Annotated in this window: 23 protein-coding genes and 1 pseudogene; 19 read left to right on the top strand and 5 right to left on the bottom strand. The window is 45.2% G+C overall.

What is annotated here, in order from left to right; translation table 11 throughout:
- Nucleotides 1-192 precede the first annotated feature (192 nt).
- From NYR52_RS03665 to NYR52_RS03720, 12 genes and pseudogenes are all read left to right on the top strand, one after another.
- Nucleotides 193-344: pseudogene (locus tag NYR52_RS03665) on the top strand (hypothetical protein); the annotation flags it as partial.
- Nucleotides 345-738: 394 nt separating this feature from the next.
- Nucleotides 739-1,692: an ABC transporter permease gene (locus tag NYR52_RS03670; protein WP_259436307.1), complete on the top strand. Its 954-nt coding sequence runs from the start codon at nucleotides 739-741 to the stop codon at nucleotides 1,690-1,692.
- A complete protein-coding gene (locus NYR52_RS03675) occupies nucleotides 1,682-2,632 on the top strand; it encodes an iron chelate uptake ABC transporter family permease subunit (RefSeq protein WP_132219708.1) in 951 nt (316 codons plus the stop codon). The genes NYR52_RS03670 and NYR52_RS03675 overlap by 11 nt, the downstream gene beginning before the upstream one ends.
- Nucleotides 2,626-3,384 carry an iron ABC transporter ATP-binding protein gene (locus NYR52_RS03680; RefSeq protein ID WP_132219709.1) on the top strand — a complete coding sequence of 253 codons (759 nt, stop codon included), beginning with the start codon at nucleotides 2,626-2,628 and terminating at the stop codon, nucleotides 3,382-3,384. Before NYR52_RS03675 ends, NYR52_RS03680 begins: the two co-directional genes overlap by 7 nt.
- 12 nt (nucleotides 3,385-3,396) lie before the next feature.
- Nucleotides 3,397-4,341 carry a siderophore ABC transporter substrate-binding protein gene (locus NYR52_RS03685; RefSeq protein WP_158283174.1) on the top strand — a complete coding sequence of 315 codons (945 nt, stop codon included), beginning with the start codon at nucleotides 3,397-3,399 and terminating at the stop codon, nucleotides 4,339-4,341.
- 227 nt (nucleotides 4,342-4,568) lie between these two features.
- Nucleotides 4,569-5,111 carry an RNA polymerase sigma factor SigX gene (locus NYR52_RS03690; RefSeq protein WP_259436308.1) on the top strand — a complete coding sequence of 181 codons (543 nt, stop codon included), beginning with the start codon at nucleotides 4,569-4,571 and terminating at the stop codon, nucleotides 5,109-5,111.
- Nucleotides 5,108-6,283 (top strand): anti-sigma factor family protein, encoded by a 1,176-nt coding sequence (locus NYR52_RS03695; protein ID WP_259436309.1) that lies wholly within the window; start codon nucleotides 5,108-5,110, stop codon nucleotides 6,281-6,283. Before NYR52_RS03690 ends, NYR52_RS03695 begins: the two co-directional genes overlap by 4 nt.
- Before the next feature lie 184 nt (nucleotides 6,284-6,467).
- Nucleotides 6,468-7,418, top strand: a complete 951-nt coding sequence (locus NYR52_RS03700) for an ABC transporter ATP-binding protein (RefSeq protein ID WP_259436310.1) — start codon at nucleotides 6,468-6,470, stop codon at nucleotides 7,416-7,418.
- Nucleotides 7,402-8,262, top strand: a complete 861-nt coding sequence (locus NYR52_RS03705) for an ABC transporter permease subunit (RefSeq protein WP_259436311.1) — start codon at nucleotides 7,402-7,404, stop codon at nucleotides 8,260-8,262. The genes NYR52_RS03700 and NYR52_RS03705 overlap by 17 nt, the downstream gene beginning before the upstream one ends.
- 275 nt (nucleotides 8,263-8,537) lie before the next feature.
- Nucleotides 8,538-8,867 (top strand): PadR family transcriptional regulator, encoded by a 330-nt coding sequence (locus tag NYR52_RS03710; RefSeq protein WP_132219714.1) that lies wholly within the window; start codon nucleotides 8,538-8,540, stop codon nucleotides 8,865-8,867.
- Complete coding sequence (locus NYR52_RS03715) at nucleotides 8,854-9,408, top strand: DUF1700 domain-containing protein (RefSeq protein WP_259436312.1); 555 nt, start codon at nucleotides 8,854-8,856, stop codon at nucleotides 9,406-9,408. Before NYR52_RS03710 ends, NYR52_RS03715 begins: the two co-directional genes overlap by 14 nt.
- A 2-nt stretch (nucleotides 9,409-9,410) precedes the next feature.
- A complete protein-coding gene (locus NYR52_RS03720) occupies nucleotides 9,411-10,289 on the top strand; it encodes a DUF4097 family beta strand repeat-containing protein (RefSeq protein WP_259436313.1) in 879 nt (292 codons plus the stop codon).
- 342 nt (nucleotides 10,290-10,631) lie between these two features.
- Here NYR52_RS03720 and NYR52_RS03725 read toward each other — a convergent pair whose 3' ends face one another.
- A complete protein-coding gene (locus tag NYR52_RS03725) occupies nucleotides 10,632-10,967 on the bottom strand; it encodes a hypothetical protein (RefSeq protein WP_022737942.1) in 336 nt (111 codons plus the stop codon).
- Between the two features lie 454 nt (nucleotides 10,968-11,421).
- Here NYR52_RS03725 and NYR52_RS03730 point away from each other — a divergent pair, with 454 nt between their 5' ends.
- Nucleotides 11,422-12,837 (top strand): helix-turn-helix domain-containing protein, encoded by a 1,416-nt coding sequence (locus NYR52_RS03730; protein WP_259436314.1) that lies wholly within the window; start codon nucleotides 11,422-11,424, stop codon nucleotides 12,835-12,837.
- A 285-nt stretch (nucleotides 12,838-13,122) separates the two neighbouring features.
- Complete coding sequence (locus tag NYR52_RS03735) at nucleotides 13,123-13,665, top strand: hypothetical protein (RefSeq protein ID WP_259436315.1); 543 nt, start codon at nucleotides 13,123-13,125, stop codon at nucleotides 13,663-13,665.
- A 570-nt stretch (nucleotides 13,666-14,235) separates the two neighbouring features.
- Here the strand turns inward: NYR52_RS03735 and NYR52_RS03740 are convergent.
- The 4 genes from NYR52_RS03740 to NYR52_RS03755 all read right to left on the bottom strand — a co-directional run bounded on the left by NYR52_RS03740 (nucleotide 14,236) and on the right by NYR52_RS03755 (nucleotide 17,411).
- Nucleotides 14,236-14,358, bottom strand: a complete 123-nt coding sequence (locus NYR52_RS03740) for a hypothetical protein (RefSeq protein WP_259436316.1) — start codon at nucleotides 14,356-14,358, stop codon at nucleotides 14,236-14,238.
- A gap of 91 nt (nucleotides 14,359-14,449) precedes the next feature.
- On the bottom strand, nucleotides 14,450-15,655 hold the full coding sequence (locus tag NYR52_RS03745; protein WP_259436317.1) for an MFS transporter: 1,206 nt from the start codon (nucleotides 15,653-15,655) through the stop codon (nucleotides 14,450-14,452).
- A gap of 214 nt (nucleotides 15,656-15,869) precedes the next feature.
- Nucleotides 15,870-16,361, bottom strand: coding sequence for a MarR family transcriptional regulator (locus tag NYR52_RS03750; protein ID WP_259436318.1), 492 nt, complete (start codon nucleotides 16,359-16,361; stop codon nucleotides 15,870-15,872).
- 486 nt (nucleotides 16,362-16,847) lie between these two features.
- Nucleotides 16,848-17,411 (bottom strand): TVP38/TMEM64 family protein, encoded by a 564-nt coding sequence (locus tag NYR52_RS03755; RefSeq protein ID WP_158283176.1) that lies wholly within the window; start codon nucleotides 17,409-17,411, stop codon nucleotides 16,848-16,850.
- Nucleotides 17,412-17,664: 253 nt separating this feature from the next.
- Between NYR52_RS03755 and NYR52_RS03760 the strand changes: the two genes are divergently transcribed.
- The 5 genes from NYR52_RS03760 to NYR52_RS03780 all read left to right on the top strand — a co-directional run bounded on the left by NYR52_RS03760 (nucleotide 17,665) and on the right by NYR52_RS03780 (nucleotide 24,569).
- On the top strand, nucleotides 17,665-17,865 hold the full coding sequence (locus NYR52_RS03760; RefSeq protein WP_132220873.1) for a cation transporter: 201 nt from the start codon (nucleotides 17,665-17,667) through the stop codon (nucleotides 17,863-17,865).
- Nucleotides 17,866-18,038: 173 nt separating this feature from the next.
- Entirely contained in the window at nucleotides 18,039-19,502 is a 1,464-nt protein-coding gene (locus NYR52_RS03765; RefSeq protein WP_259436319.1) for an erythromycin esterase family protein, read from the top strand.
- 298 nt (nucleotides 19,503-19,800) lie between these two features.
- Nucleotides 19,801-20,763 carry a trypsin-like serine peptidase gene (locus NYR52_RS03770; protein WP_259436320.1) on the top strand — a complete coding sequence of 321 codons (963 nt, stop codon included), beginning with the start codon at nucleotides 19,801-19,803 and terminating at the stop codon, nucleotides 20,761-20,763.
- A gap of 446 nt (nucleotides 20,764-21,209) precedes the next feature.
- Nucleotides 21,210-22,634 (top strand): RtcB family protein, encoded by a 1,425-nt coding sequence (locus NYR52_RS03775; protein ID WP_375163173.1) that lies wholly within the window; start codon nucleotides 21,210-21,212, stop codon nucleotides 22,632-22,634.
- Nucleotides 22,635-22,748: 114 nt separating this feature from the next.
- Nucleotides 22,749-24,569: a VirD4-like conjugal transfer protein, CD1115 family gene (locus NYR52_RS03780; RefSeq protein ID WP_259436322.1), complete on the top strand. Its 1,821-nt coding sequence runs from the start codon at nucleotides 22,749-22,751 to the stop codon at nucleotides 24,567-24,569.
- The last annotated feature ends 27 nt before the right edge of the window (nucleotides 24,570-24,596 follow it).

The following is a 24,596-nucleotide window of genomic DNA, read 5'->3' on the forward strand; positions in this document are numbered from 1 at the left end:
CACTACAAGCGAAGGTGGCCCGTCATGTAGATGGGAATGAAACGCTTAATTAATCTTTGAGAAAGATTCATTAGGCGTTTTTTATTTATTGGCAAGGAGGTGCTGGACAAGGCAGGAAAAAGAAGATGCCGGAGTCGGCGCCGACACATGCAAAGCCTGTTATTTGCTATCAAAGAATAAGGAGTGGCGCAAGTGGCCTACATCAAAGCGGAGGCAGTTTTGCCAGAAAAGCTGTTTTAGAAATTCAAAAGTATGTTCAGGGAGAAATGATTTATATCCCTAAACCGAAACATGCCCATGAAAAATGGGGTGTTCGCTCAAGGGAGAGTAAGTGGATTGACGACGGATGGGGAAAAAGGATGAAGGCGACAAGATCATGGACTGTGGATAGTTTCTGCGTGTGGGAGCCAATCTCTGGCAGGGGGGGAGATTGGCTCTTCAGCTTGAGATGGGGATCATCGACTCGTTTCAATGATTGGAGAAAAAAGGGTTGTGTTTTAGCAATCAAACCATCGATTTGGTTAGAGAAAACAAAGGGGAATGAACCACCCTTTTCCAGGTTATGTGAGGAGAACTTGTTAGTATCCGGAAAATCAGGTTGACAAATGATAATGATTACCACTATCATCTTAATTGTTGAATGCTTCATCTAACTTGAGCCAGAAAGTTATTTTTTTTGGCTAGTTATTGATAATGATTCTCTTTCGCAAAAAATGTTGTAAGGAAGTATGCCCAAGAATGAAAAAAAGATATTTGATCGCAGCGTTGATTGTGTTGTCGTTCTGCTCCGTATTCATCGGCGTCAAAGATGTAAATCCGTTGGATCTGTTCCGCTTAGACGAAGAGGCAACGCAAATATTGCTGATCAGCCGGTTGCCGCGTTTGGCCAGTATCATCATTGCTGGGGTGAGCATGAGCATCGCCGGTTTGATCATGCAACAATTAAGCAGAAACAAATTTGTGTCGCCGACGACTGCTGGAACGATGGATGCCGCAAGGATGGGGATTTTGGTGTCTATGATGCTGTTCGCCTCAGCCAGCCCTTTGCAAAAAATGTTGGTGGCCTTTGGATTCGCCTTGGTTGGAACATGGGTGTTCATGAAAATACTGGAGAGAATCAAATTTAAAGACACCATCTTTATTCCGCTTGTAGGCTTGATGTTTGGGAATATCGTCAGTTCCGTCACCACGTTTTTCGCGTATAAGTATGATTTGATCCAGAACATCTCTTCATGGCTACAAGGAGATTTTTCGTTGGTCATCAAAGGGCAGTACGAGCTGATCTATGTGAGTGTCCCGCTGGTGGTGATCGCCTATGCCTTTGCAAACATTTTTACTGTGGCCGGCATGGGGGAGGAATTTTCCATCAATCTGGGGTTGAACTACAAACAGATCGTAAACATCGGCTTGATCATCGTCGCCCTCGTTACTAGTGTGGTTGTGCTTACTGCGGGCATGATTCCTTTTTTAGGGCTGATCATCCCCAATATCGTCAGCATCTACCAAGGAGACCATCTGAAAAAAAACCTTTCCCACACCGCTTTGCTGGGTGCCGTGTTTGTGCTGTTTTGCGATATTCTGGGCCGGGTCATCATTTACCCGTATGAAATCTCCATCGGTCTGACCGTCGGGGTGATTGGTAGCGCAATTTTCCTTTATTTACTGATGAGGAGCAAGAAATATGCATCATAAAGCGAAGATCGGGGTTCTGGCCATTGTTTCAGCTATGTTGATCGCCATGTTCTTATTTCTCAATGCTGGTGGCAATTGGGATTATATTCTACCGAGAAGAATATATAAGGTCTTGGCCATCATGTTGACGGGGGCCTCTATCGCATTTGCAACGGTGGTGTTTCAAACCATTACCAACAACCGGATCTTGACCCCAAGCGTATTGGGATTGGATTCGCTTTACATGTTGATTCAAACCGTCATTATTTTTACGTTTGGCTCCGCCAACCTGACCATTGCCAATAAGCAAATCAATTTTCTTTTATCTGTGGGTCTCATGATTTTGTTTATGGGGGTGTTCTACAAAATCCTTTTCAAAAGAGAAGGGCAAACGATCTACTTTTTGCTTTTGGTCGGGTTGATATTTGGCACATTGTTCAACAGCTTGTCATCATTTATGCAGGTGTTGATCGACCCAAACGAGTTCTTGATCGTACAAGACAAAATGTTTGCCAGCTTCAACAACATCCATACCGATCTGCTCATCATCACTTTTGTCGCCTTGGTGCTCATTTCTATCTATGCTTCAAGGTACCTCAAATATTTGGATGTGTTGTCACTGGGCAAAGAACAGGCGGTTAACCTTGGGGTGGATTATGATTTCATCGTGAAAAGATTGTTGGTGTTGGTTGCTGTGCTGGTTTCCATCTCAACGGCGCTGGTAGGGCCAATCACCTTTCTGGGATTGCTGGTGGCCAATCTCGCCCATGAGTTTTTGAGAACGTATCGCCATACATATCTGATTGCTGGCTCGATGTTGATCAGTGTGATTGCTTTGGTTGGAGGACAACTGATTGTAGAAAGAGTGTTTACGTTTTCGACGACGTTGAGCGTGATCATCAATTTTATCGGGGGCAGTTACTTTTTCTATCTTCTATTAAAGGAGAACAGAGCATGGTAGAAGTGCGGGGAATTAGCAAACGATATGGTAACAAATATGTGGTCGATCAGGTAACGTTAAACATTGCCAAAGGGAAAATCACTTCATTCATCGGCCCCAATGGCGCGGGCAAAAGCACCGTCTTGTCCATGATGAGTCGCCTGATCAGCAAAGACGCCGGGGAGATCCTGATTGACGGGAAAGAAATCGGCGAATGGAAAAGCAATGAACTGGCCAAAAAAGTGTCTATTCTCAAGCAATCCAACCATATCAATATCCGGTTGACGATCAAGGAACTCGTTTCGTTCGGGCGTTTCCCTTATTCGCAAGGGAATTTGACAGAAGAAGACTGGAAGCATGTAGATGACGCGATCAAGTATATGGAGTTGGAAGACATCCAAGACAAGTACTTGGATCAGCTCAGCGGAGGGCAGAGGCAACGGGCGTACATCGCCATGATCATCGCCCAGAATACGGAGTATATCTTGTTGGATGAGCCGCTCAACAACCTGGATATGCGGCATTCGGTGCAAATTATGAAAGTGTTGAGGAAGTTGGCAGACGAGCTGGGCAAAACCGTGATCATCGTGATACACGATATCAATTTTGCGTCCTGCTACTCCGACTATATTGTGGCCTTGAAGGATGGCAAGGTGATCAGAGAAGGTCCTGTTGATGAGATCATTGATCCCGCCGTCTTGAAAGGGATTTATGATCTGGACATTCAAGTGGAGACCATCAATCAGGACAAAATCTGTATTTATTTTTCATAAGAGGTGATAGTGATGAAAAAATTATGCGCAATTTTTCTCGCATTGGCGTTAGCCTTGATGGCAACGGCATGCAATGCAAACAGCACCAGCGGCAAAGGGAATTCATCCGCAACGGCGCAAGAGACATTGACCATCAAGCATCAATTGGGAGTAACAAAAGTGAAGAAAAACCCACAAAAAGTGGTCGTATTTGATTTTGGGGTGTTGGATTCGCTGGATAAGCTGGGGATCGAAGTAGCCGGTGCCCCGAAAAACAATTTGCCATCTTACCTGGCAAAATTCAAAGACGCCAAAGTTGAAAATGTGGGTGGCTTGAAGGAACCCGATTTTGAAAAAATCAACGCAATTGCTCCTGATCTGATTGTGATTTCCGCAAGACAAGCGGAGTCGTACAAGGAGTTCTCCGAGATTGCGCCAACGATTTATCTGGGAGTGGACTCCACTCGCTACATGGATTCATTCAAAGAGAATATGGATACCCTTGGCAAGATTTTTGGCAAAGAAGCTGTTGTGAAGCAAGAACTTGATAACATTGATCGTGCGATTGAGAATCTGAATAAAAAGGCTAGCGTCAGCGACAAGAAGGCCTTGATCGTGTTGGCCAATGAAGGCAAAGTGAGTGCATATGGTCCAGGTTCCCGCTTTGGGCTCATCCATGATGTGTTCGGAGTGAAACCGGTGGACAGCAACATTAAGGCCTCAACACATGGACAAAGCATTTCTTTTGAATATATCGTGGACAAAAATCCGGACTATCTATTCGTCATTGACCGGAGTGCGGTCGTCGGTGGACAATCCGGTGCGAAACAAGTGATTGAAAATGAATTGGTGAAAAAGACGACTGCGTTTAAAGAAGGTCACATCGTCTACCTCGATCCGAACTATTGGTATCTCTCCGGCGGGGGGCTCGCCTCTGTCGCTGAGATGGTACGGGAAATAGAGCAAGGTCTGAAGTGATGACCCATATCCTTACTATCCTCCTTGGCGACAAGGAGGATTTTTTATGCTGTCCGTAGCAAAGGGTGGTCTCTGGTTAAGGTTTGGGTGGAGACAAGTGGTTTTTTAAAAGAAGGTAGGCGTGATATCGGTTCAGAGGGGTTGGGAAAAATGATTGGGCTAAGGTGTCATAAAAAATTGCTTGGTGGTTTCTATAAAATGAAGGCGGTAGAAAGGAGGTTCCAACTATGGGAAAGCCATCTCCTTCAGAAACGGACCAAACCCTGGAAGATCATAACGAATTTGAAGAATTGTTTCGGACTTATTATCCTTTTGTGGTGCGGCAAGTGATGCGAATCCTGCCGTCGCCATCGATCGCTGAGGATATCGCCCAAGAGGTGTTTGTCCAATTTTATCATACCGACCGTACCGTGATTGAGAATATCCCTGCTTGGTTGGCCAAAGCAACGATCCATGCCACGTATAATCATTTGCGCTCAGAAAAAAGGCACCTGGCTCGGGTGAAAAAGGAATCGCTTTATTTGCTCGATTCGTTTCCTTCAACAGAAAGCGAATGGTTGAGTCGGGAAGATGTGGTGATGGTTCGCCGCGCGCTGCTTCAGATGGATGATCGGGAGCGAACCCTTTTGCTGATGAAGTACGCCGGCTTTAGTTATGAAGAGTTAGCACAGGTGATGCAAATAAAAAAAGGGTATGTAGGAACCCTTTTGTCTCGGGCGAAGAGCAGATTTCGCAAGTTGTTTCAACAAGTGAGGGGGGATGGGGGATGAAATGCTTGGATGAAGGGCGATTGCAAGCTTATCTGGATGGAGAGGTTTCACGCAAAGAGCGGAAAGAGATCGCCGTCCACCTGGAGCATTGTCGGCAGTGTCAAACATTGCTGAAGGAAATGAAAACGTTGGATGATTGGGTTCGGCTTCGCCTGGAGGGAAGCTTTGCGCTTCCATCCCAACCGCTGACCATCCAAACCGATCAAGCTTGGGAGCGGTTCAACCGCCATTTGCAAGAATCAGAGGCGAAGAAGCCGTTGCCGCACACAACACAAACACATAAAAAAATGAAATGGGGATGGAAAAACATGAAACAAGGAACAAAACGGTGGATTTCCGGTATTGCCGCAGCAGGTATCATCGTGGGGAGCTTCAGCATTCCACAAGTGCAAGCGGCCGCCAGTGAATTCTTATCCATTTTCCGCGTGAAGCAGGTGGAGTTCGTCAAGGTGACGGAAGACGATTTAAGCCAAATGGCAAACTGGCTTGATGAACGGAAGGCTGGCACGCTGGACTTGAAAGGGTTAGGGAAAGTGTGGACGAATGCGGGTGATGCGAAACAAGGGCAAAACCAAACTTATCAAACGGCTGAGCAAGCGATGAAAGTGGGCCATGCCGTGCCAAGCCTGCCCAAAGGCTACACAGTGATTGAGGTGAACGTGCAACAGCCTGTTACGGTGAATTTAAAACTGAACACCGATGCAGTGAATAAGATGTTGCGCCAATTGCAAACAGGTGTCAGCCTCGATGCGAAGCTGAATGGAAAAGTATTTGCACTGGATGTGCCGAAGCAAGTGCAGATGCAGATCAAAGATGAGCGTGGTGCATATATCGAATTTGCGGAGATCAACCCGGTGAATCTGAGAGCGGACAAAGGCGTCGATCTTGCGGAATTGCGCAAAGCGTTGCTTTCGCTTCCCTTCCTTCCTGAAAACATCAAAAAACAGTTGATCGATATTAATGATTTTGATAGTACGCTACCTGTTCCCGTCTTTGATAGAGGAGGGAAAATCAAAGAAGTGAAAATCAATGGTGCCAATGGTATGGTACAATCGGATCAAATGGGAAGCTCCGTGTTCTGGGAAAAAGACGGAAAGCTCCGTGTCTTAACCAATTATCAAACTAATGGCGATTCCCAACAATTGGTGCGACTTGCGCAACAAATGAACTAGGGTATGTCTGGGTCATCACGTTGGTGAATAACGCCTTTTCCCGATGAGTGCTTTGTTACGTGTGTAATGAATGGGAAAAGAATATGGAAGCCCAGTAGATATACACGAATTTATGAACGCAGGCTGGCAGAGTGACTCCGAATATGGGGTGGCTCTGCTTGCTGTTTCAGGAGGAAGAATGCTCATGAGCGATTATGTAATTAAAACCCAGGATTTGACCAAGTTATATGCTGGCGACAAAGGTTGCCGCGAGATCACTCTTCAGGTGCCGCGTGGCGTGGTGTATGGGTTTCTGGGGCCGAACGGAGCGGGGAAAAGTACATTTGTGCGCACCTTGTTGGGATTGATCCGGCCGACCAGCGGGACAGCTTCGATAATGGGACATCCCATTTCATCTGTCGCATCCCGGCAGCAAGTCGGATATTTACCGGAGTTGTTTCGTTATCCGGATTGGATGGCCGGAATGCAACTGCTGAAATTCCATGCCGACTTGTGCAAGGTGCCGCGCACCGAACAAAAAGCGAGAATCCATCACTTGTTGGAACGGGTAGGTCTTCATCAACGTGGAGAGGAGAAGATTCGTGGTTATTCCAAAGGCATGCAACAGCGGATCGGTTTGGCATGTGCCCTGGTTTCCGACCCGGCGCTTGTGTTTCTGGATGAACCAACCTCGGCGCTCGATCCCATCGGCCGCAAAGAGGTGCGCGAGTTGATCAGCGATCTCAGGGCAGAGGGGAAAACGGTCTTTTTAAATAGCCACTTGTTGAGCGAAGTGGAGAATGTGTGTGACCATGTTGCCATCATCAACAAAGGGCGGTTGGTTGTCCAAGGAGATTGGCGGGAGCTTCGTACCGTGCAGGCGCAGGTGGAAGTAACGATCTCCGATGTAGAGGACGAGTGGTGGGCCTCTTTGTCTGACCTGGTTACCGGGTGGAAACGGTTAAGCCGCTGGGATGGCAAAAGTGCGTGGCTGTTAACCCTGTCTGAGCCCTCCCAGATCCCGGCTCTTGTCTCGACCTTAACTTCCCGGCAAATAGATGTGTATCAAGTCACCCCGAAACAACAAAACCTCGAAGAGATTTTCATGTATTGGATCAACAAGAAAGAAGGCGCGGAACATGTGGACAATCGCTAAAATAACGGTAAAGGAAATCTTGTATAAACGCATTTTTATTGTGATCTTTTTGATGTCTTTAGCCTTTCTTTGTTTTTATGGCATTGGAACGCATTATGCGGGGAAAGAAATGGCGTCTTCAGGAATGGGAAACATCCAGAATGTGTTGGCAAACAATTTTTTCGCGACGCAATTTTTGGGCATGGGGTTGTATTTTGCCGCGTTTATCACATCCTTGCTTGCGATTTTCAGTAGTGTAGGCAGCTTATCCAGGGAAATAGAGAGCCGCCAGATTGAATCGGTCTTGTGCCGTGCTCTTCCTCGCCATGCATTTGTGTTGGGGAAACTGATCGGATTGGGTGGCATTCTTCTGCTGTTCGCCGCGTTTTTATTTGCCGGCGTCCTGCTCATCAATCAATGGTTTGGAGGACAATTGCGCATCGTTTTGGACTTTGGCCAACTCATGCAGGCATCCGGATTGTTTCTTCTGCAAGTTCTGTTCTTAACGGCCGTTTCGCTGGCGTTTAGTGCGCGGATATCGACGCTGAACAGTGGCATCATCATGATCATGTTGTATATCATCAGCATGATCGGCGGGTTTATTGAGCAATTTGGTGCTGTGCTGAAAAAACAGGTGTTGATTGACACCGGCATTGTGATTAGCTTGATCTTTCCCTTGGACTCTGTGTTCCGCAAAATGATGGTCTGCCTGTTTGACTCTGCGGATAATCCGATTTCCTTTGTTTCCCAAGGACTGTTGGGCAGCATGTCTGTGCCCAATGCTTTGATGATCATTTACGCTTGCTTATATGGCCTCATCGCTTTAGGTTTGGCGATTCGCACGTTCGCGGCCAGGGACATCTGAAACCCAAGGGCTGTTGCGCTGATGCCATCCAGCGTTGATATCGTAATGTACAGAGGAACATTTGCATCGTAATCAAAAAGTACTGCGCCACCTGCGCAGACTGCATCAGCCGACGGGTTTAGCTGATAAGCGGGCCTGTCGGCTGTTGTAGCAAGGAGAATAAGTTGGGGTAAAATTTTATATAGTACCTTGCATTGATTAATAGCTGATGATACAATCTAGTCATAGATCAGTACCTGTTATTAATTAATACCTCGGGGAAGTTGGGTGATCATGTGAATGTGCAATTTAAAAAGGGAGTCCTCACGTTGTGCGTGATGGTGCTTACTTCCAGTAAAGACCGGTATGGATATGAATTGGTAGACCGGATCTCCGAGAAATTCATGATTGCGGAAGGAACCATTTATCCGCTCCTGAGACGGTTGACCAAAGAAGGGTACTTCACTACTTATTTGGTCGAGTCTCAAGAAGGTCCTCCACGCAAATATTATCAGCTGACGGAGGCCGGCAATAACTATTTGAAGGAATTGGTTGAGGAGTGGAAGATGTTTTCCCGTGCTGTCGACCAAATCATAGAGGAGGGGCTCCAACTTGAAAAAGAATGAGTTCATCAACCAGCTCCGCGCCCAACTAAAGGATCTTCCAGCGGCTGAACGGGAAGAGATTATCTCTGATTATGAAGAGCACTTCCGCCATGCTAAGGAAAAAGGCCGAACGGATGAAGAAGTGATCAAAAGGCTCGGCAATCCCAAAACGATTGCGAAGGAGTTTACCGCCGACTACCATCTGGGAGAAGCGAAGGCCAATCATTCATTGCCCAGCCTGACGCGTGCAGTGTTCGCTTCGCTTGGATTGGGGCTGTTTAATCTCATTTTGGTGCTTACGCCTTTTGTTGCCGTTGTCGGTTTCATTTTTTCGTTGTATGTCTTGTCGGGGGCTTTTGTATTGACGCCGCTGGTGGCGGTTGCCGCTTTCGCCTGGGAAAGCTCGGTAGCCAAAGCAATGTTTAACCTGTTTGTGACACTGATTCTGGCAGGCGCGGGGATGATGCTATATGCTGCCATGAATCGCGTTTCCAAAGCAGTGATTCGATGGTTTACCCGTTATCTGCAAGCCAACCTGAAAATAATTAAAGGGGAAAAATGAGTATGAATAAAATCGTTCGTATCGGAGCGATCACCATGGCTGTCGGCATCATCGGAGTAGTTAGCATGGTGTTCTTCCTGGGATATAACTTTTTTTTGGATGATGTTAAACACGTGAATTTGCATAAAAGAGTTAATGCGAAAGAGGCTACGCAGATCGAGATCAACTCCAATGTTGGGGACATCAACCTGCATCTCAACAAGCAGGATGAAGTGTTGGCAGAAATGACGGGCAAGGTGCCGAAAAGGAATGAAGTGAAGTTTGAGGTATCTGAAAGCAATCATAAAATCACGGTTACCATGGAGCAAAGAGAGAAACGCTTATTTGATTTCTCATTTGGAAAAATAAGTGAGCCGCCTGTGCTCAATGTCTACATTCCCGAAAAAATGTATGAGTCCCTGTATGTAAAGACTCGCCTTGGCGATATCCATGGGAATCATGCATTGTTGGCCAAAACAATGACCGTAAATACCGCATCAGGCGATATTTCGCTTTCTGGCTTCCATGGCGACCAATTGAACGTCCGCTCCAATCTCGGCGACATCGAGTTAGGCCAGATCGACGCGACAGTCGATGTGACAGCGGACAGTGGCGATATCACAGTTCGCCCGCTTCTCAACGCCAAAAAGGATAACCGCATTCAAAGCAAACTCGGTGATGTGACTGTGCAACTCCAATCGCTTCCAAAATCGCTGTATGTCGATTTGGCAACCAACTTGGGCAGTATTGATACCGACTTTCCTGTGACTGCCGTGACGAGCGGCAAAAAAGAATTGGTTGAAGTCCATGCAGGATTGAAGGGTTATATCGGGGAGCAATCTGACAATAGCGCACAGTTGCATGTGAAAACAGATTCGGGCAATGTCATTTTGCAAAAATGACCCTTGATGCTCACACCGCCATGAATAGAAAGATCCTTTCATCAAGCAAGAGCATTGCCAACCATGGTTTAACCCGCTTTGTTGACAAGCGGGTTGTTTTTTTGCGCATCTGAGATGACCACTTAAAATGAATCAAGAATAAGCACATAAGAGATCACACAGGATAAAACGCCCCACCCGAAGCGCGGAGCAACGGACAGGGCGTTGGTTGTATGGGTGTGATTGATCGAACCTGGTCTAATTAGCAGTCGTGACACATGCCTGAATGTTTTTAAAACATAAGAAGCTTACGCTTGGGGTGGCTCCCCTTGGTAACGTTTCACCATACTCTTTCACCTCCTTTCACTCCGTTTCTATGTCATCCTTGATGATCCACGGAGGAACATCTGGTTGGATGCCGATATCTGACAGGCGTTGGCAAGTTTCTTCAAATGGTAGATAAATGAGCTTTTTATTCTTGTTAAAATAACCTTCTCTTAACAGCCAAAAGACATCGTTTACCATTACAACGCGGAATTCAGTGCGGTTTATTGGGATACGATAATTTCGCAAGCATTCGCAAAACAAAATATAAGACCACTGCAAACCGCGTGCCGTATAAAATGTGAATGTTTTTCCCTGGGGATTGTGACCGTCTTTTCTCCAAAAGGTATATTCATATGAAACAATGCGGTTCATGCTACTCAGCCCTTAGGGATGCTTCTGTTGCTGTTGGTAACCATGCATTCCACTGTGACTTAATCTGATTAATCAATTGGGTGTATAAAAGGGTGTGATGATGATTGGTGATTTCATTGTCATGTTGAATTTGTTGTTCAAGTGATTTCACAAGTGCTCTTTTTGTTTCGTTTGTGAGTTCCAAGGTGATCTGCCTGGTGATCAAATCCGTCATACCCCCTCAAAATGTGCCTCTTGTCCTCATCTTCGCATATTCAGAAGAGTCGATCAAAAACCTTGAAGGGATAAATGATTATTTCGATTGCGTTTTATTATCATGAATAAATGGTGAGTAAGCTCATTTTATTGGAGATAGACCAACCTTTTGTTGCAGGATTTTCATATAACACCGTTAAATTCCAACTATGATGCACAAAATTTTTTTTGGAAAAAGATTTGATGAGGGAGAGACGAAATGGGGAAAAATCGCATTTTTGTTTCGACGGAGCTGGGGGAGTTTTTTCGTAGCGCAAGAAAAGAGAGAGGATTAAGCCAGCTCGAACTTTCGGCCGAAATTGGTGTGCACCAAGGGATTATCTCTAATATTGAGCGTGGAGCTTATCAAGCAGAACCAAGTCGGTTAGAAAAGCTATGTCGATTTTACGGCCTGCAAGTGAGCGATTTAGAAAACTATCGTGTGCGTAAGTATAGAGATCAACTTGATTCGGGTCTGAGATTGATTGCGATTGAACACGTTCTACTCGTGGATAGAGAAAGCGGGTACACCCAACTGCGTGAGTTTGAAGAGGAAAAGAAAATTGAAAATGGAAGCAAGGACACAACTTTTGATCCGACTCGTGCCGTCACTTACCATCTTAAAGGGAAATATTATGAACGGAAAAAGGAATGGAATGACGCACTTGAACATTATGAGCTCGCAGTAAAATATGTGGATCTTCATCCTGAACTATTGCCGACCAACATCAAGGCTGCCAGTTATAATGCGCTGGGGTGTGTATGTAACAGAATGAACCACTTGGATCGGGCTCTTTATTATATCCAAAAAGGATTGGACTCGTTTGTCGAAGGTGGTGCTCGATCCCATATTCGCGCTCATTTACAAATTACAAAAGCTATTGTATTAGAAAAACAAAATCGAGATGGGGAAGCGTTAAAGATTATCGAAGAAATATGGAATGAGAAAGATCAATTAAAAAGCGGTTCTGCTCGTCTAAATATCACTCAGATCCGAATTGAATTGCTTAACAAGCTAAAGAGGTATGATGAAGCGATAGAATATGCACTCGCGGATTTGCATGATGCCCGTTTAAATCGCTTATATGACCGTTGTTTTGAACTTTGGACTTCTTTGGGAGAAAGTTATGCCAGTATTGGCCAACTTGCAAATGCAGAATTGTGCTATCAAACAGCACTAAAATTAGAGCCAAAAATCAAGGATAAACAAATCGCAATCACCACCTATACCCAATTAGGTTTGCTATACTTAGATCAAGGGCAGATGGAACTCGCTCACACTGCTTTAGAAGAGGCAGTCAGACAGGGAAAGAAACATAAAGATAGCTATCGATTAGTCAAAGCCTTAATAGCCCTGGCAGATTGTCGACTGATGCAAAGGCATGATATGAAAGCACTAGAACATTATCAAGAAGCGCTCAAGTTAACTGAAAAACACTCATTTGACATGTTGCGATTCGATATTTTGTTAGAAATCACAGAAATAACTGAAAGAAATAATCTTCCCACCTATCAAAAATATATAGACGAATTTAGACAGTCTGCGCTATCATTACGAGATAGAAGAGGAGGTAGAAAGAGAATGAAACAAATCAAAACACAATCTTTTATAAGTGAGCCGCCGGATGAAGATTAAGTGATATTCATATCAAAGGGAGTTCGGATAATTGCCGAATTCCCTTTTTATATTGATATTACAGGTGGCTGATGTTAAATATATTTGATAATGATGTATTAAGTAGACCATATTCGTAATACAGCTTAAACTGAATTTCGCTAGGGTATAATTATTTTTGTTTGAATATTTTGCAAATGACTCCTATAATTGGGTTGTAGTCGTACCTGCTGGTGACCATGATGGGCATCAAGTATGTGGTATATACTTTAAGGCAAGTGGCGAGCCGTAAAAAAGGTGAATGACATGGAAGAAAAACGAATCATGGTAGATCATGAAGCATTTCTGATTGGAATCAAGCCTGCAATTTGTAGACGGATGATTCCACAGTTGGAAAAGCTGATGCCACAATTGGAGAAGTATCCCCATATGATCGACGCCGATGGCTCTTACCTTTTTTTTCAAAATCAAGAGCTGATGGAAAACTATTTGGCATCAATGGTCGATGTGGAATGGGGTTCAGCGAAACATCATCGGATACTGGGGCTAACGCTAGGTTATCCACCAGAAGCGGTAACATTTTATTTGGCCAGACGAGACAACGAGGTATTGTATCAATATAGTGTGAATGTTGGTTATGCCGGTTACCGATTTGTAGCTCATGTAGATGACCTTCACCACATTATTGTCCACATGTGGGATAAATATGAAGTGAAGGAAGAAGCACGGATCGGCGTCGGTTCTGAATTGTTTTACATCGGTTTCCGTGATTATGAAAAGTTGAAAGAAGTAATCGGAGAAGTGCGAAATAAGCTGATTGATCAACTAAATGTAGCTAAATCCGGCTAAACTTACAGCCTAAAAGGTTGGTCTTTTGGCCATTCTTTTTTGCTTTCAAACAGCAAATACAAATCACAATCACCACCTATACCCAATCAGGTTTGTTATACTTAGATTAAGGGCAGAAGGAAATGGTTCACATTGCTTTAGAAGAGGCAGTCAGACAGGGAAAAACATAAAGATAGCTATCCGATCAGGGTGTGTCTGGCAAATCAGGTGGGTGGGGAAGAAGCGGCGGAAAACCCTTTTCACAAGGAGCATCAATGCACAAGTGAAGCGAAGGAGAAAAGGGTGGAGCCGCTGGCCTACTCATTAGACACGCTCTAGTCAAAGTCTTAATCGTCTTGGCAGAGGGTTGCTTCATTTTATCAGAAAAGGGCCAATTAACAGAAATGAACAACCTTTATCAGGCTGTCTGCGCTATCATTACGTAATAGAAGGGGAGGTAAAACGAAAATGCGGACGAAATTTAACCTAAATGATCCACCCATTGAAGATTAAGTGTTATTCATATCAAAGGGAATTCGGATAATTGCCGAATTCCCTTTTTTATATTGAATGTTGCATATAATCATGTGTTTATTGGTGGATATCAGCGATATACAGTTGATTGAAGCCATGTACTGGTTGAACCTGTTTGATTACCTTTTGATATTTTACTTCAACCGCTCCGCTGGTGCCGGAACATTGGTCCACAACCATTCACAGATCACCGTTTTATCTTCATATTTCCTGTAAACTTGATTCCTTAGAAATACTTACATGTTTAGGCCTAAGGGTTTTCCCTCTCGTCTCAATCCCTGACTTTAAGTTTCTTCTTAGCGCTGTTTAGTCCTTTTGAACCTAGAAAAAAACTTAACAAAGCAAACAATACACCCAACAACCCAAACACAAGTTTAGATGTGTACTCTGCCAGTAATAATCCAGAAATGATTGGTCCAGCGGCCATGCCAATGTATCTGACAAAGTTGAACATCCCTATTGCGCTACCTTTCTGTTGCTCAAACTCATTTGTTATCATGGTTGAATACAGTGGGGTAATAAGGCCCACAGATATCCCATGTAAAACTAACGCAATCGATATAGCAATCAAAGAAAGCGAATGCGTAAAGGAAAACAACAGCATACTAAAAGCCATCATGATATTTCCTATTGTAAATAGCTTCTTAAGCGGAATACTGGATTGAATATATTTGAAGATCATACTTCCTGCCATGGTGCTCACAGCCACTGGCAAATAAAGCAATCCCACTATTTTTAGGCTCAAATGAAAGTGATCGGTCAATAAAATAGGCAAATATACAATGATTGAAAAATAGATGAAGAAAATAAAGAAGCTTAAAATCAAAATGGCATTTCCCGCCTTGCTATTGAAGATCGTTTTGTAGTGGCTAAACCATGTGCTTAGGTTCATTTCTTTTTTCTTATCAACGTGATCTTGGGGAAAATAGAAAGCGTTGGTCAAAAGCAAGATAACTGAGATTCCGGCAAGAAACCAAAAAACCCCAGGGTAGCTATATTGGTCACCTATAAATCCTCCGAGGACTGGTGCGATCACCGGTGCAACAGATAGTAGCATTTGGTAAGTTCCCATAGCACTTCCGCGTTGGCTACCTTTAAACAGGTGGCCAATCGTTGTTGCTGCTATAAGTGGGATGGCGGCGGTTCCTATTGCTTGCAAGGCTCTGAACACAAGGAAAAGCGTAAAATGCTGTGTGACGGCGCAACCAATACTGGCAATGACCGTTAAAATTATTCCGGGAATCAATACGAACTTGGCACCTTTAAAATCAACGGCTGACCCAAGAACAATCTGCATGATTGCGGTAATGAAAATAAACATTGAGACCGAAGCATTAACCATGGATACAGACACATGAAAAGAGTCTCTGATTAAAGGGATGATGGGTGAATAAATATTTTGGTTTAAAGATGCAAAAAAAGCGCTTATGCAAACCAAATATAAAATAAAAGCAGAACCCGATTTACTATGCTCCATAATGAAATCTCCTACCTTTTTTAAATAGGTACAATTCATGTATCACATTGATTCACCATCCCGTTGGTGGGACACACAAAAATCCAGCAGACCAAATTCAATAATATTCACAAGGGAAGAATACAATGGGAGAAGTGTTTAAGTTCTGAATGCATTAGTAAAAGAGGGCTGTTGTCAGCTGTATAACGGTGTACGAGGGATATGAATGAATTAACTAGGTTGTTTCTATTTGTTCCTCCGCGATGCGAGTCGTCAGTTTCTGTAGAAATTTTAATATGACTTCCTGTTCTGTCTCTGAAAACGAATCTAGAAACTGATAAAATTGTTGTTCCTTTCTCTTATGTAGTTTTTTGTGCAAGTCATACACGTGTTTTCCTTTGGAAGTGAGCCGAAAATATATTTCTTTCTTGTTGTCGTTCAATTGAAAACGTTTAATCAATCCTTCATCCAATAGCTTCGCACTGATTTTGGTAATATTGGCTTTGGATAAGTTCATTCGCTTAGCAATTGTCGTATTATTTATGGGTTCATTGTCACCTATGCAGTCAATGACATGTATGGCTGTCATATTTTTTGGAATAAAAGTTATTTGATCCACTGTCGCTTGTTTAAGAAATAGGTGGAGTTCCGTATCCATTCGCTGCTCGTTAAGGTGTAATAACCTTGAATACATTTCATGAATCAGCTGTTTGGTTAGATCAGACATTGTCTTGTTTGCTCCTCTCTACAATAAATTTTGTTTACCTGTTAATGATAATGCGATAGTGATATGAAGAAAGGTAAGTAAGAAACCAAACCTACTCTTACATGATGAAGTTAGGTTACACAAACAAATTTTGTACAACTTACAGACTGAAATGAAGCTTGAGAGAGGTAAGGAATGTTTACCGGTTAACAAAATACTAACTCTTATATTTCAAGTTGTCAATACTTGGATTCTGTCGTTAGAACATAGACTTTTCCCGTTAAGAATACAACGATGGAAAATGACTAGCTTAAGTGGATGAGTGGATACTTTGTACCAGGTGATTGAACGGGAGGGGTGAAAGTTGATGTCCACCAAGCAATGCATGGCGCTTAGGATCGAGACAGGGGCAAGTTCGCGAGGGAGACTGTATATCAAGAGGCGGGCATTGGCCTGTCCATCGTCTCGCTGATGGTGCGAGTAGAAGGAGCGGAGCCCGCATGTCTTTTATTGCCCGTCGTTGGCTTTGGCGCGCCTTTTTAACACCACGTATCCCACTGCGACGGCAATCAGGGTGAGTGTGACTTGCACCGCATTTTGTTCGATGTGGATGAGACCGTGACTAAACCACACTTCCAAAGCCATTGACGGAATCTTGCCGATCGCGGTGGACAAGAAAAACACCGACAAGGAAACAGTGGTCAGCGCACCAACGAGGTTGACGGCCCCGGCAGGAATGAACGGAGTGAGCCGGGCCAGGATGAGCGCGAGCCATTGTCTTAGGGGAGATAGATTGTTTAAGGTCTGCATCCATCGCCAATGCGTATGCCGCTCCACCTTTGCTAGTTGAATACCTTTGCGGTAAAGGAGAAAAGCGGCGACCGAGCCGATCACTTCCCCCAGCCAAGATAATAATCCGCCAAGCCAAGGCCCCCAAATTAACACATTGACGGTGGTGAGAAACACTGAAGGGATAAAACCGAGGACTTGAATGATGCCATTGAGTAACAAGCTGGCGAGAATCGCCCAATATCCGAGCTCGGAGAACAGGTGCGCCAATGAGTTTTCCATTAAAACCCTCCAATCCAAGACTTCCATCTTACATGCCTTTTGATTTGTTATAACATAAAACCGTTCCCAACATCGCCTTTCGTCGGCCATTGCCTAAAAACGTCCTTTACATACTATGGTGGGGTATAGTACCATGGGTGAAAAGGAGCTGATAAGTCACTCGATGCGATCTGTTTTATATGCGGCAGAGTGAGTGTTGAGCGTTGGGCTCCTATTGAAAATAATGAAGAAAAGAGGCGGATTCCGCATGCGCATGATCAAAGAAACCTTGCGGGTGGAAGGCATGTCTTGTAATCATTGTGCCAATGCTGTCACCGGGGCGCTTAAGGATTTGACAGAGGAAGCGACGGTTGATTTAAAAGCCGGCATGGTTACTGTGGCATACGATGAGAGTCGGGCCAATATCGAACAAATCAAAGCGGCAATTGAAGAGCAAGGGTATGATGTGATTTAATCGCTTGATATCTGTAAAGTGAAATAGTCAGGCCGTGGGTATTCACAAATCGTAATGCCCACGGCCTGCTCGTTTTGTATCGTCTTGTAGCGCGGGTTCACCATTTGTTCAACTATTGTTTATTTAATATTAAGGAAATTCGGGTAATAAAGGATACGGAAAGGGGTGCTTTCATGAACAACAAGAGAAAAAGATTTGCTCTTGCCATGGCGGCCTGTTTGTCTGTAACAACGATCTTGTCAAGTAACATCAGCTTTGCTGCAACGACTGCTTCGACAGAAGCTCCTGCATGGACAACCTGGTTGCAAAAGCGTTCTCATGCTGTGGAAAAGCTGGCTCCTAGCCAAGGGGACACCTTTCGCGATTTACGCTTTTTGAAAAAGGTTCTGAAAGGCAAACGAGTCGTCATGTTGGGGGAAAGCTCACATGGTGCTGCTGAGTTTAACTCCTCTAAAGCGAGATTGATCCAGTATTTGCATGAAGAGCTAGATTATGATGTCATCGCTTTTGAATCGGGTCTGGTTGAAACGGCCGCCGCCGATTTGCACGCAGGACAAGCGACTCCGCTAAATACAATGCAGAACGCCATTTATGGCATATGGCACACAAAAGAAACACTCCCGCTATTTGAATATTTGAAAAAGGAGAAAAGCGGCAAAGATCCGCTCACGCTTGCTGGATTTGACATGCAACCACAAGGCAATTATCAAGAATTTTTGAAGAAATGGTTTGAGTCTGTCAATCCAGCCATGGCGGAAAAAGCGTATCAAACGGAAACTCGTTTTCTGCAAACCTATGCCACGGAAACCGATGTGGAGCGGTTCCGCGCTGAAAAAGGGTCATTGATCAATAATTATAAGGAGTTGCTGAAGTTTGTTCGGGACAACAAGCGAGCCTTGTCCAGCCGTTACCCGAAACATCCCAAGTTGATCACAATTACTGAATATGCTCTGCAAGACCGCATTCACACCATCGATCACATTTTGGAGAAATATATCCTGTTTGCCAAGTATATGCAAGAGGAGAAATACGAAGAAGCTCAAAAAGCGTTGGATGAAGCCTCCGTGTTGCGGGATCAAGCAATGGCGAAGCACCTCACTTGGTTGGCCGAAAAGCTGTATCCTGACAAAAAGATCATTGTATGGGCGCATAATATCCATATTCGAAAAGCTAACACCAAGACCGTTAACCCATACAGAGCTTCCGTACCCACTATGGGGCAGCTGTTGCCACACCACCTGAAAAACAAATCGTATGTGGTGGGTCTGTACATGAATCGTGGGGTATCCGCACTTAACAACAGAGAGCCTGCGCCGGTGCGCTATCCTCATCCGGAAGGCAATCTGGAGTCCATTCTGGAGAAAGCCGGACACACCAATTTGTTTGTGGATTTGTTGCGTCAAGGCAACACACCAGGTACCAAATGGATGTACACGGAACGTCAAGCCTTAGACTGGGGGCTGTGGGATGAGAAGTTGGTGCCACGCGAACAGTATGATGGAATTTTATTTATCGATGAGACGCACATGCCTGCATATATAGACAATCAAAACAAATCTCTTAAGTCCGCGCCCTCCGTTCGTTCTGCATCCGGGATGGAGCCTTGGGTTTACGGATCGATTTGGGGACACAGATAAATACATGCTTAACCAGCGGCCCAATCCCAAAGCAAGGGATTGGGCCGCTGGTTGTCGTTGGAATAGCATAAACCAGTCAACAAAAAAAGGTGGATCAAGCTAAATACTCAATAATTTTATCCATATATTTCATTATAAAATACCAAAAGTACAAAGGAGATGTTTGTTTTTTAGCTTAATTTATTATTATAACAGTTAATTCATTTAGAATTTATAGAATATATCTTGACAATAATAGTTATCTGATGAATAATATTTTTGGAAGTTGAGTTTAACATTTTAGAAAGGTGTGAATATATTGGCCAAAAAGAAGCGCATAGGGCTTTCGATTGTTTCTCTGTCCCTTTCGGCTGTTCTCGCTATGCCGTTTGCAGTGGGGACACCAACCGCAAGTGCGACATCGGGCAAGCTTTCACCACATACGCCTGTGTCCAGTGACGGCACCGTTTTTGAAGCGGCGAAGACCTTTAGCGGTGTTGTGACCGAGGCCAATGGCTCCTATGTGAAAGGGTATGAAGGAACAGGCAAAAAGTCCCCGGTAAAGATCAAAGGTGGCAAAGTGGCTCCCGTCCGTTCCGCTGAGGGGAACGAAGGCGACGTGAGCACCGAATCCGTGATCGGCACGGATGAACGCACCCGGGTGACCAATACGACTACATATCCCTACCGCGCTATCGCTCATATTGAAAGCGATATCGGTGGTTGTACCGGTTGGATGATTGACGCTGACACTGTGGCGACGGCGGGTCACTGCATTTATGATCCGGGTTCCGGCAAATGGGCTTCTTGGGCAAAAGTATACCCTGGGCGCAATGGAAGTACCGCTCCGTATGGCTATGCCAATGCGGTCAATTTCTTCTCCGTCACGGGCTGGACGCAAAATGGCGACACCAACTATGATTATGGTGCGATCAAATTGGATAAGCCCATCGGCGACAGCACGGGATGGTTTGGTTTGCGCGTGGTATCCGGTTCGTTGAATGGGATGGCGCAAAACATCAGCGGGTACCCCGGTGACAAAACCTACGGCACCCAGTGGGAGGATGACGACCAAGTACGTGAAACGTACACGTATAAAGTGCACTATGCTAATGACACCTACGGTGGACAAAGCGGCTCACCGGTTTACAACTCCAGCAGTTGCGGCACTTGCAGCATCGCGATCCACACCAATGGTGTATACGGCGGCAACCCATACAATCGAGGAACCCGTATTACTCAAGAGGTATTTAATAATCTGAACACTTGGAAAAACAGATAATTCCATATAAATATAATTTCCCTTCCCTGAGTGGTGCTGTTAGGGAAGGGTTGTTTTAGCCGTGTGGTATGGAGATTGTATTTGAAGCAGGGAGCCATGTGCTACCAGCTACCGGAGCAATGGATAACATTACGTAAGAGAAACACCACTTGTTTCGACAGGTGGTGTTTTCTGTTTGACTACCTGGAGTGCGTTTGGCAAATCAAGTTGGCAGGGAAGAAGCGACGGAAGACCCTTTTCTCAAAAGGATCGTTTATATTTTTAATAAAAATAAGTTTAATCAGAAGTGCGTTTTTATTTAATATTGATATATACCTTTTATGTTGTATGAAATGTATTGGGCGGCTGGTGGTAAAAGGCTGATGAGCCAGAGGCTGAAGGGTCGTCGAGGTGAACATCAGTCTTTCTGACGATGTGCGGCGAAATCACAGACAGGAGCGATGAGCATGGCCAGGGAAGTTGGGAAATACCATCAGACGGTAAAGTTGCGCAACGGGGTGTTGCATCTGTTTGCCAATGCGGAAGTGCTCGCTTCGTTGGACAGAAAAGTATACAAGATGGCGGATAACAATCTGCGCATACCACGCAATCATTTTATGAGTTATACGCCGGATGCGCACGTGTCGTCTGGTGCGTGCGTAGGCACAACGGCGGTGTGGAAGATGAGCGATGGTTTCGTGTCCCCGTCCATTGTGGGCTCAGATATTGGTTGTGGCATCAGGGTTCATTTGACCCCCTTACATAAACGGGATCTGCAAGATAAAAAGGTGCGGCGCAAGCTGATTAAAAGGATTGAAAAATACGTTCCAACCAAACGGATTGCCTCTCCTTTTCGCAACATTGAGCTGGAACGGGTGGTGAAAGAGGGGATTTACGGTCTGCCTGCGGAGTATCTGCCCGAACGGGGTGACGTGAGTGCCGTTCGCTCCGTTACTCATTTGGAGCATGCCCGGTTTGCGTATGATATGGCTGCGCTGGAGATCCTTCCTGAGCGTATATGGAAACAAACAGGCAGGGAATTGGGGACGTTGGGCGGGGGAAATCATTTCATCGAAATTCAGCATGTACGGGTGGATGAAGGGCAACGGAAGATAGCTGAGAAGTGGGGGTTGTTTGACGGCCAGGTGGTAGTGATGATCCACTCCGGGTCTCGCGCTTGGGGGCGAATGTTGAGGTCGGAATATACGAACCGCATCAAAGACGCGATGGAGATGTGGGGCATCGGCACCCGTGATCCCAGGCTTATTTATGTCCCGATTCATGCAGAAGAAGGGAGATGGTACCTCAATCTGATGTATTCGGCTTTAAATTATGCCGTCGCCAACCGGCACATGATCGCGTTTGGCGTGCGAGCAGCGTTCCAAGAGGTGTTCGGCACCGATCTGGAAATGCCCGTTTTGTATGATTTGATGCACAATTATGCGTTGGAGGAAACACATCGTGGCCAGTCGATGTTGGTTCACCGCAAAGGAACGACCCGCGCATTACCTGCCGGACATGAATTGAATCCCGAACCTTATCGGGCAACGGGGCATCCCGCTTTGATCCCAGGTTCGATGGGAACGGCGTCGTATATCATGGTGGGAGCGAAAAGCGGGGAGAAGAATTTTTATTCCATCTGCCATGGTGCGGGGCGCATTTACGCTCGGGATGCGGTGCGGGAACATGTGTCTGTGGATGCGTTCGCCCATTCGATGAATGTGGGGACGGAAGAAGAAGTGGTCGTCAACCGCTGGACGCTGGAGCATATTTTGACAGAGTGTCCACAAGCGTATAAAGATGTGGATCAAATCATCGATTCGGTAGTAGGAGCGGGACTAGCCTCGGTAGTAGCGGTATGCCGCCCAATGGCAGTGGTGAAAGGAACGTGACCGGAGGGGGGACTATTTAACTGATTTGATTTCAAATCATTTTTTATAGAGTAACTATTATAATAAATAATGCAATGCTGTTAAATAAAAATCAGAGGCGAGGGGATCGCGTGAATGCGAACCGCGCGTCAAATCACAACCATTCATGATAAAACGAAAAAGGTGAAGCGCATGCTAAAAAAGCTGAACATTTCTCCGGGCGCGGCGGTGGGCGCGCTGGTGGTGTTTTTGATGATGTGGGGTGCAATCGGGTGGCTTGGCGCCGGAATTATGCATTGGGGGCCGCGCCTTAGCAAGCAGGGGCCTCCGGATGGGGTAGTGTTTTGGAGTTACATGTCTAACCCGGTCAGGGTTTTTCAAGAAGCTTGGCAACAGGAAAGCTTTACAGAGTTTTTGGCGTTTGCTTGTGTTATCGCGTTGATCTTGGCCTACTTGGTTTATCGCTTTTTTGCTAGGGATACTGTGTACAAGGAAGCTTCTTCATATGGAGCGTACGGAACTTCCCGGTTTGCCAACAGCCGTGAGATATTTAACGACAAGACGTTTGCCAAGCGCACTAAAAATATGAGCGGCCCCAAAAATATGAACAATCCCGCCGGGCTGATCTTTGGCTTGTATCGCAACAAACCGGTGATCTTGCCTGAGACGACAAAGATTCCCAACCGTAACGTGTTTATTGTAGGTTCTCCCGGTTCGGGCAAAACACAGTCTTATATCCTTACCAATATCATACATGAACGAGAGCGGTCGATTGTGGTGACCGATCCCAAGGGAGAGATTTACGAGGCGACCGCAGAGTTAAAACGGCAACAAGGTTATGAAGTTCGTTTGGTCAATTTTAAGGAGATGACTATCAGCGACCGGTATAATCCCCTTGACTATATTCACAAAGAGATTGATGCGGAGCAAATCGCCACCACGATTGTCTTAAACTCTCAGACTGACATCAAACCGGATTTTTGGACGCGGGCTGAAATCGCCTTGTTGAAAACGCTGTTGTTGTACGTGAAGTACGAGTATCCGGAAGAGGCGACGATGGCCAAAGTGAAGGAGATCCTGACGGTACAAGGGGCCAATCCCAAGCGAATGGACAGCACGTTTAGGAAATTGAAAGAAGACCATCCGGCTTATCAAGCCTATTTGGTGGTGAAGATGGCAGAAGAGCGGGTGCGAGCCAGCATCTTCATTTCTTTGGGCGTCACATTGTCCAAGTTTGATCCCACCGATGTCCGCAAGTTTACGGAAACAAGCGATTTCAAACTGGATGACATCGGCAAACGCAAAATGATCGTCTACTGCATCTTGCCTGTGGCTGATGCCACCTGGGAACCACTTATCTCCACTTTTTTCAGCCAAATGTTTCAGCGCTTGTATGATGTGGCCGACAAAAACTTCAACCGGCTGCCAGTCAAAGTGAATTTGTTGTTGGATGAGTTCCCCAATCTGGGTACGATTCCCGGCTATGAGGAAATCTTGGCCACTTGCCGCAGTTATGGCATCAGTGCCAGCACGATTATCCAGTCGATCGGTCAGCTTATCGACAAATACAGCCAGGACAAAGCCGAAGCGATTGTGGGCAATTGCAGCTTACGCTTTTTGCTGGGAGTGGGGGACAAGCTGACGGCGGAATATTTCAGCCAATTGATAGGACAAACGACTGTTAGAACGTCGTCCACTTCTTCGTCCATCCAACTGGGAGATCCGGGTTCGGTATCGAAAAGTTATTCGGCCAGAAACTTGCTGACACCAGATGAATTAACGCGATTACCGAGGGAAGAAGCAATCTTGTTGGTCGCCGGCATGCATGGCATCCGATTGCGCAAGGCATTCCAATATGAGTTTTTCAAAGGGGTTTTAAATGAATCCAATTTGACGAGCCGCTTTGATTATCTTGCTCTCAGGGAGTTTCAATCTCACCAAACGACCTCGTTTTGACATCGACGAAAGAGAGGTGGAAAGGTT

The sequence above is a fragment of the Laceyella sacchari genome (genome assembly GCF_024927925.1).
GTDB classification, from domain to species: Bacteria; Bacillota; Bacilli; order Thermoactinomycetales; family Thermoactinomycetaceae; genus Laceyella; species Laceyella sacchari.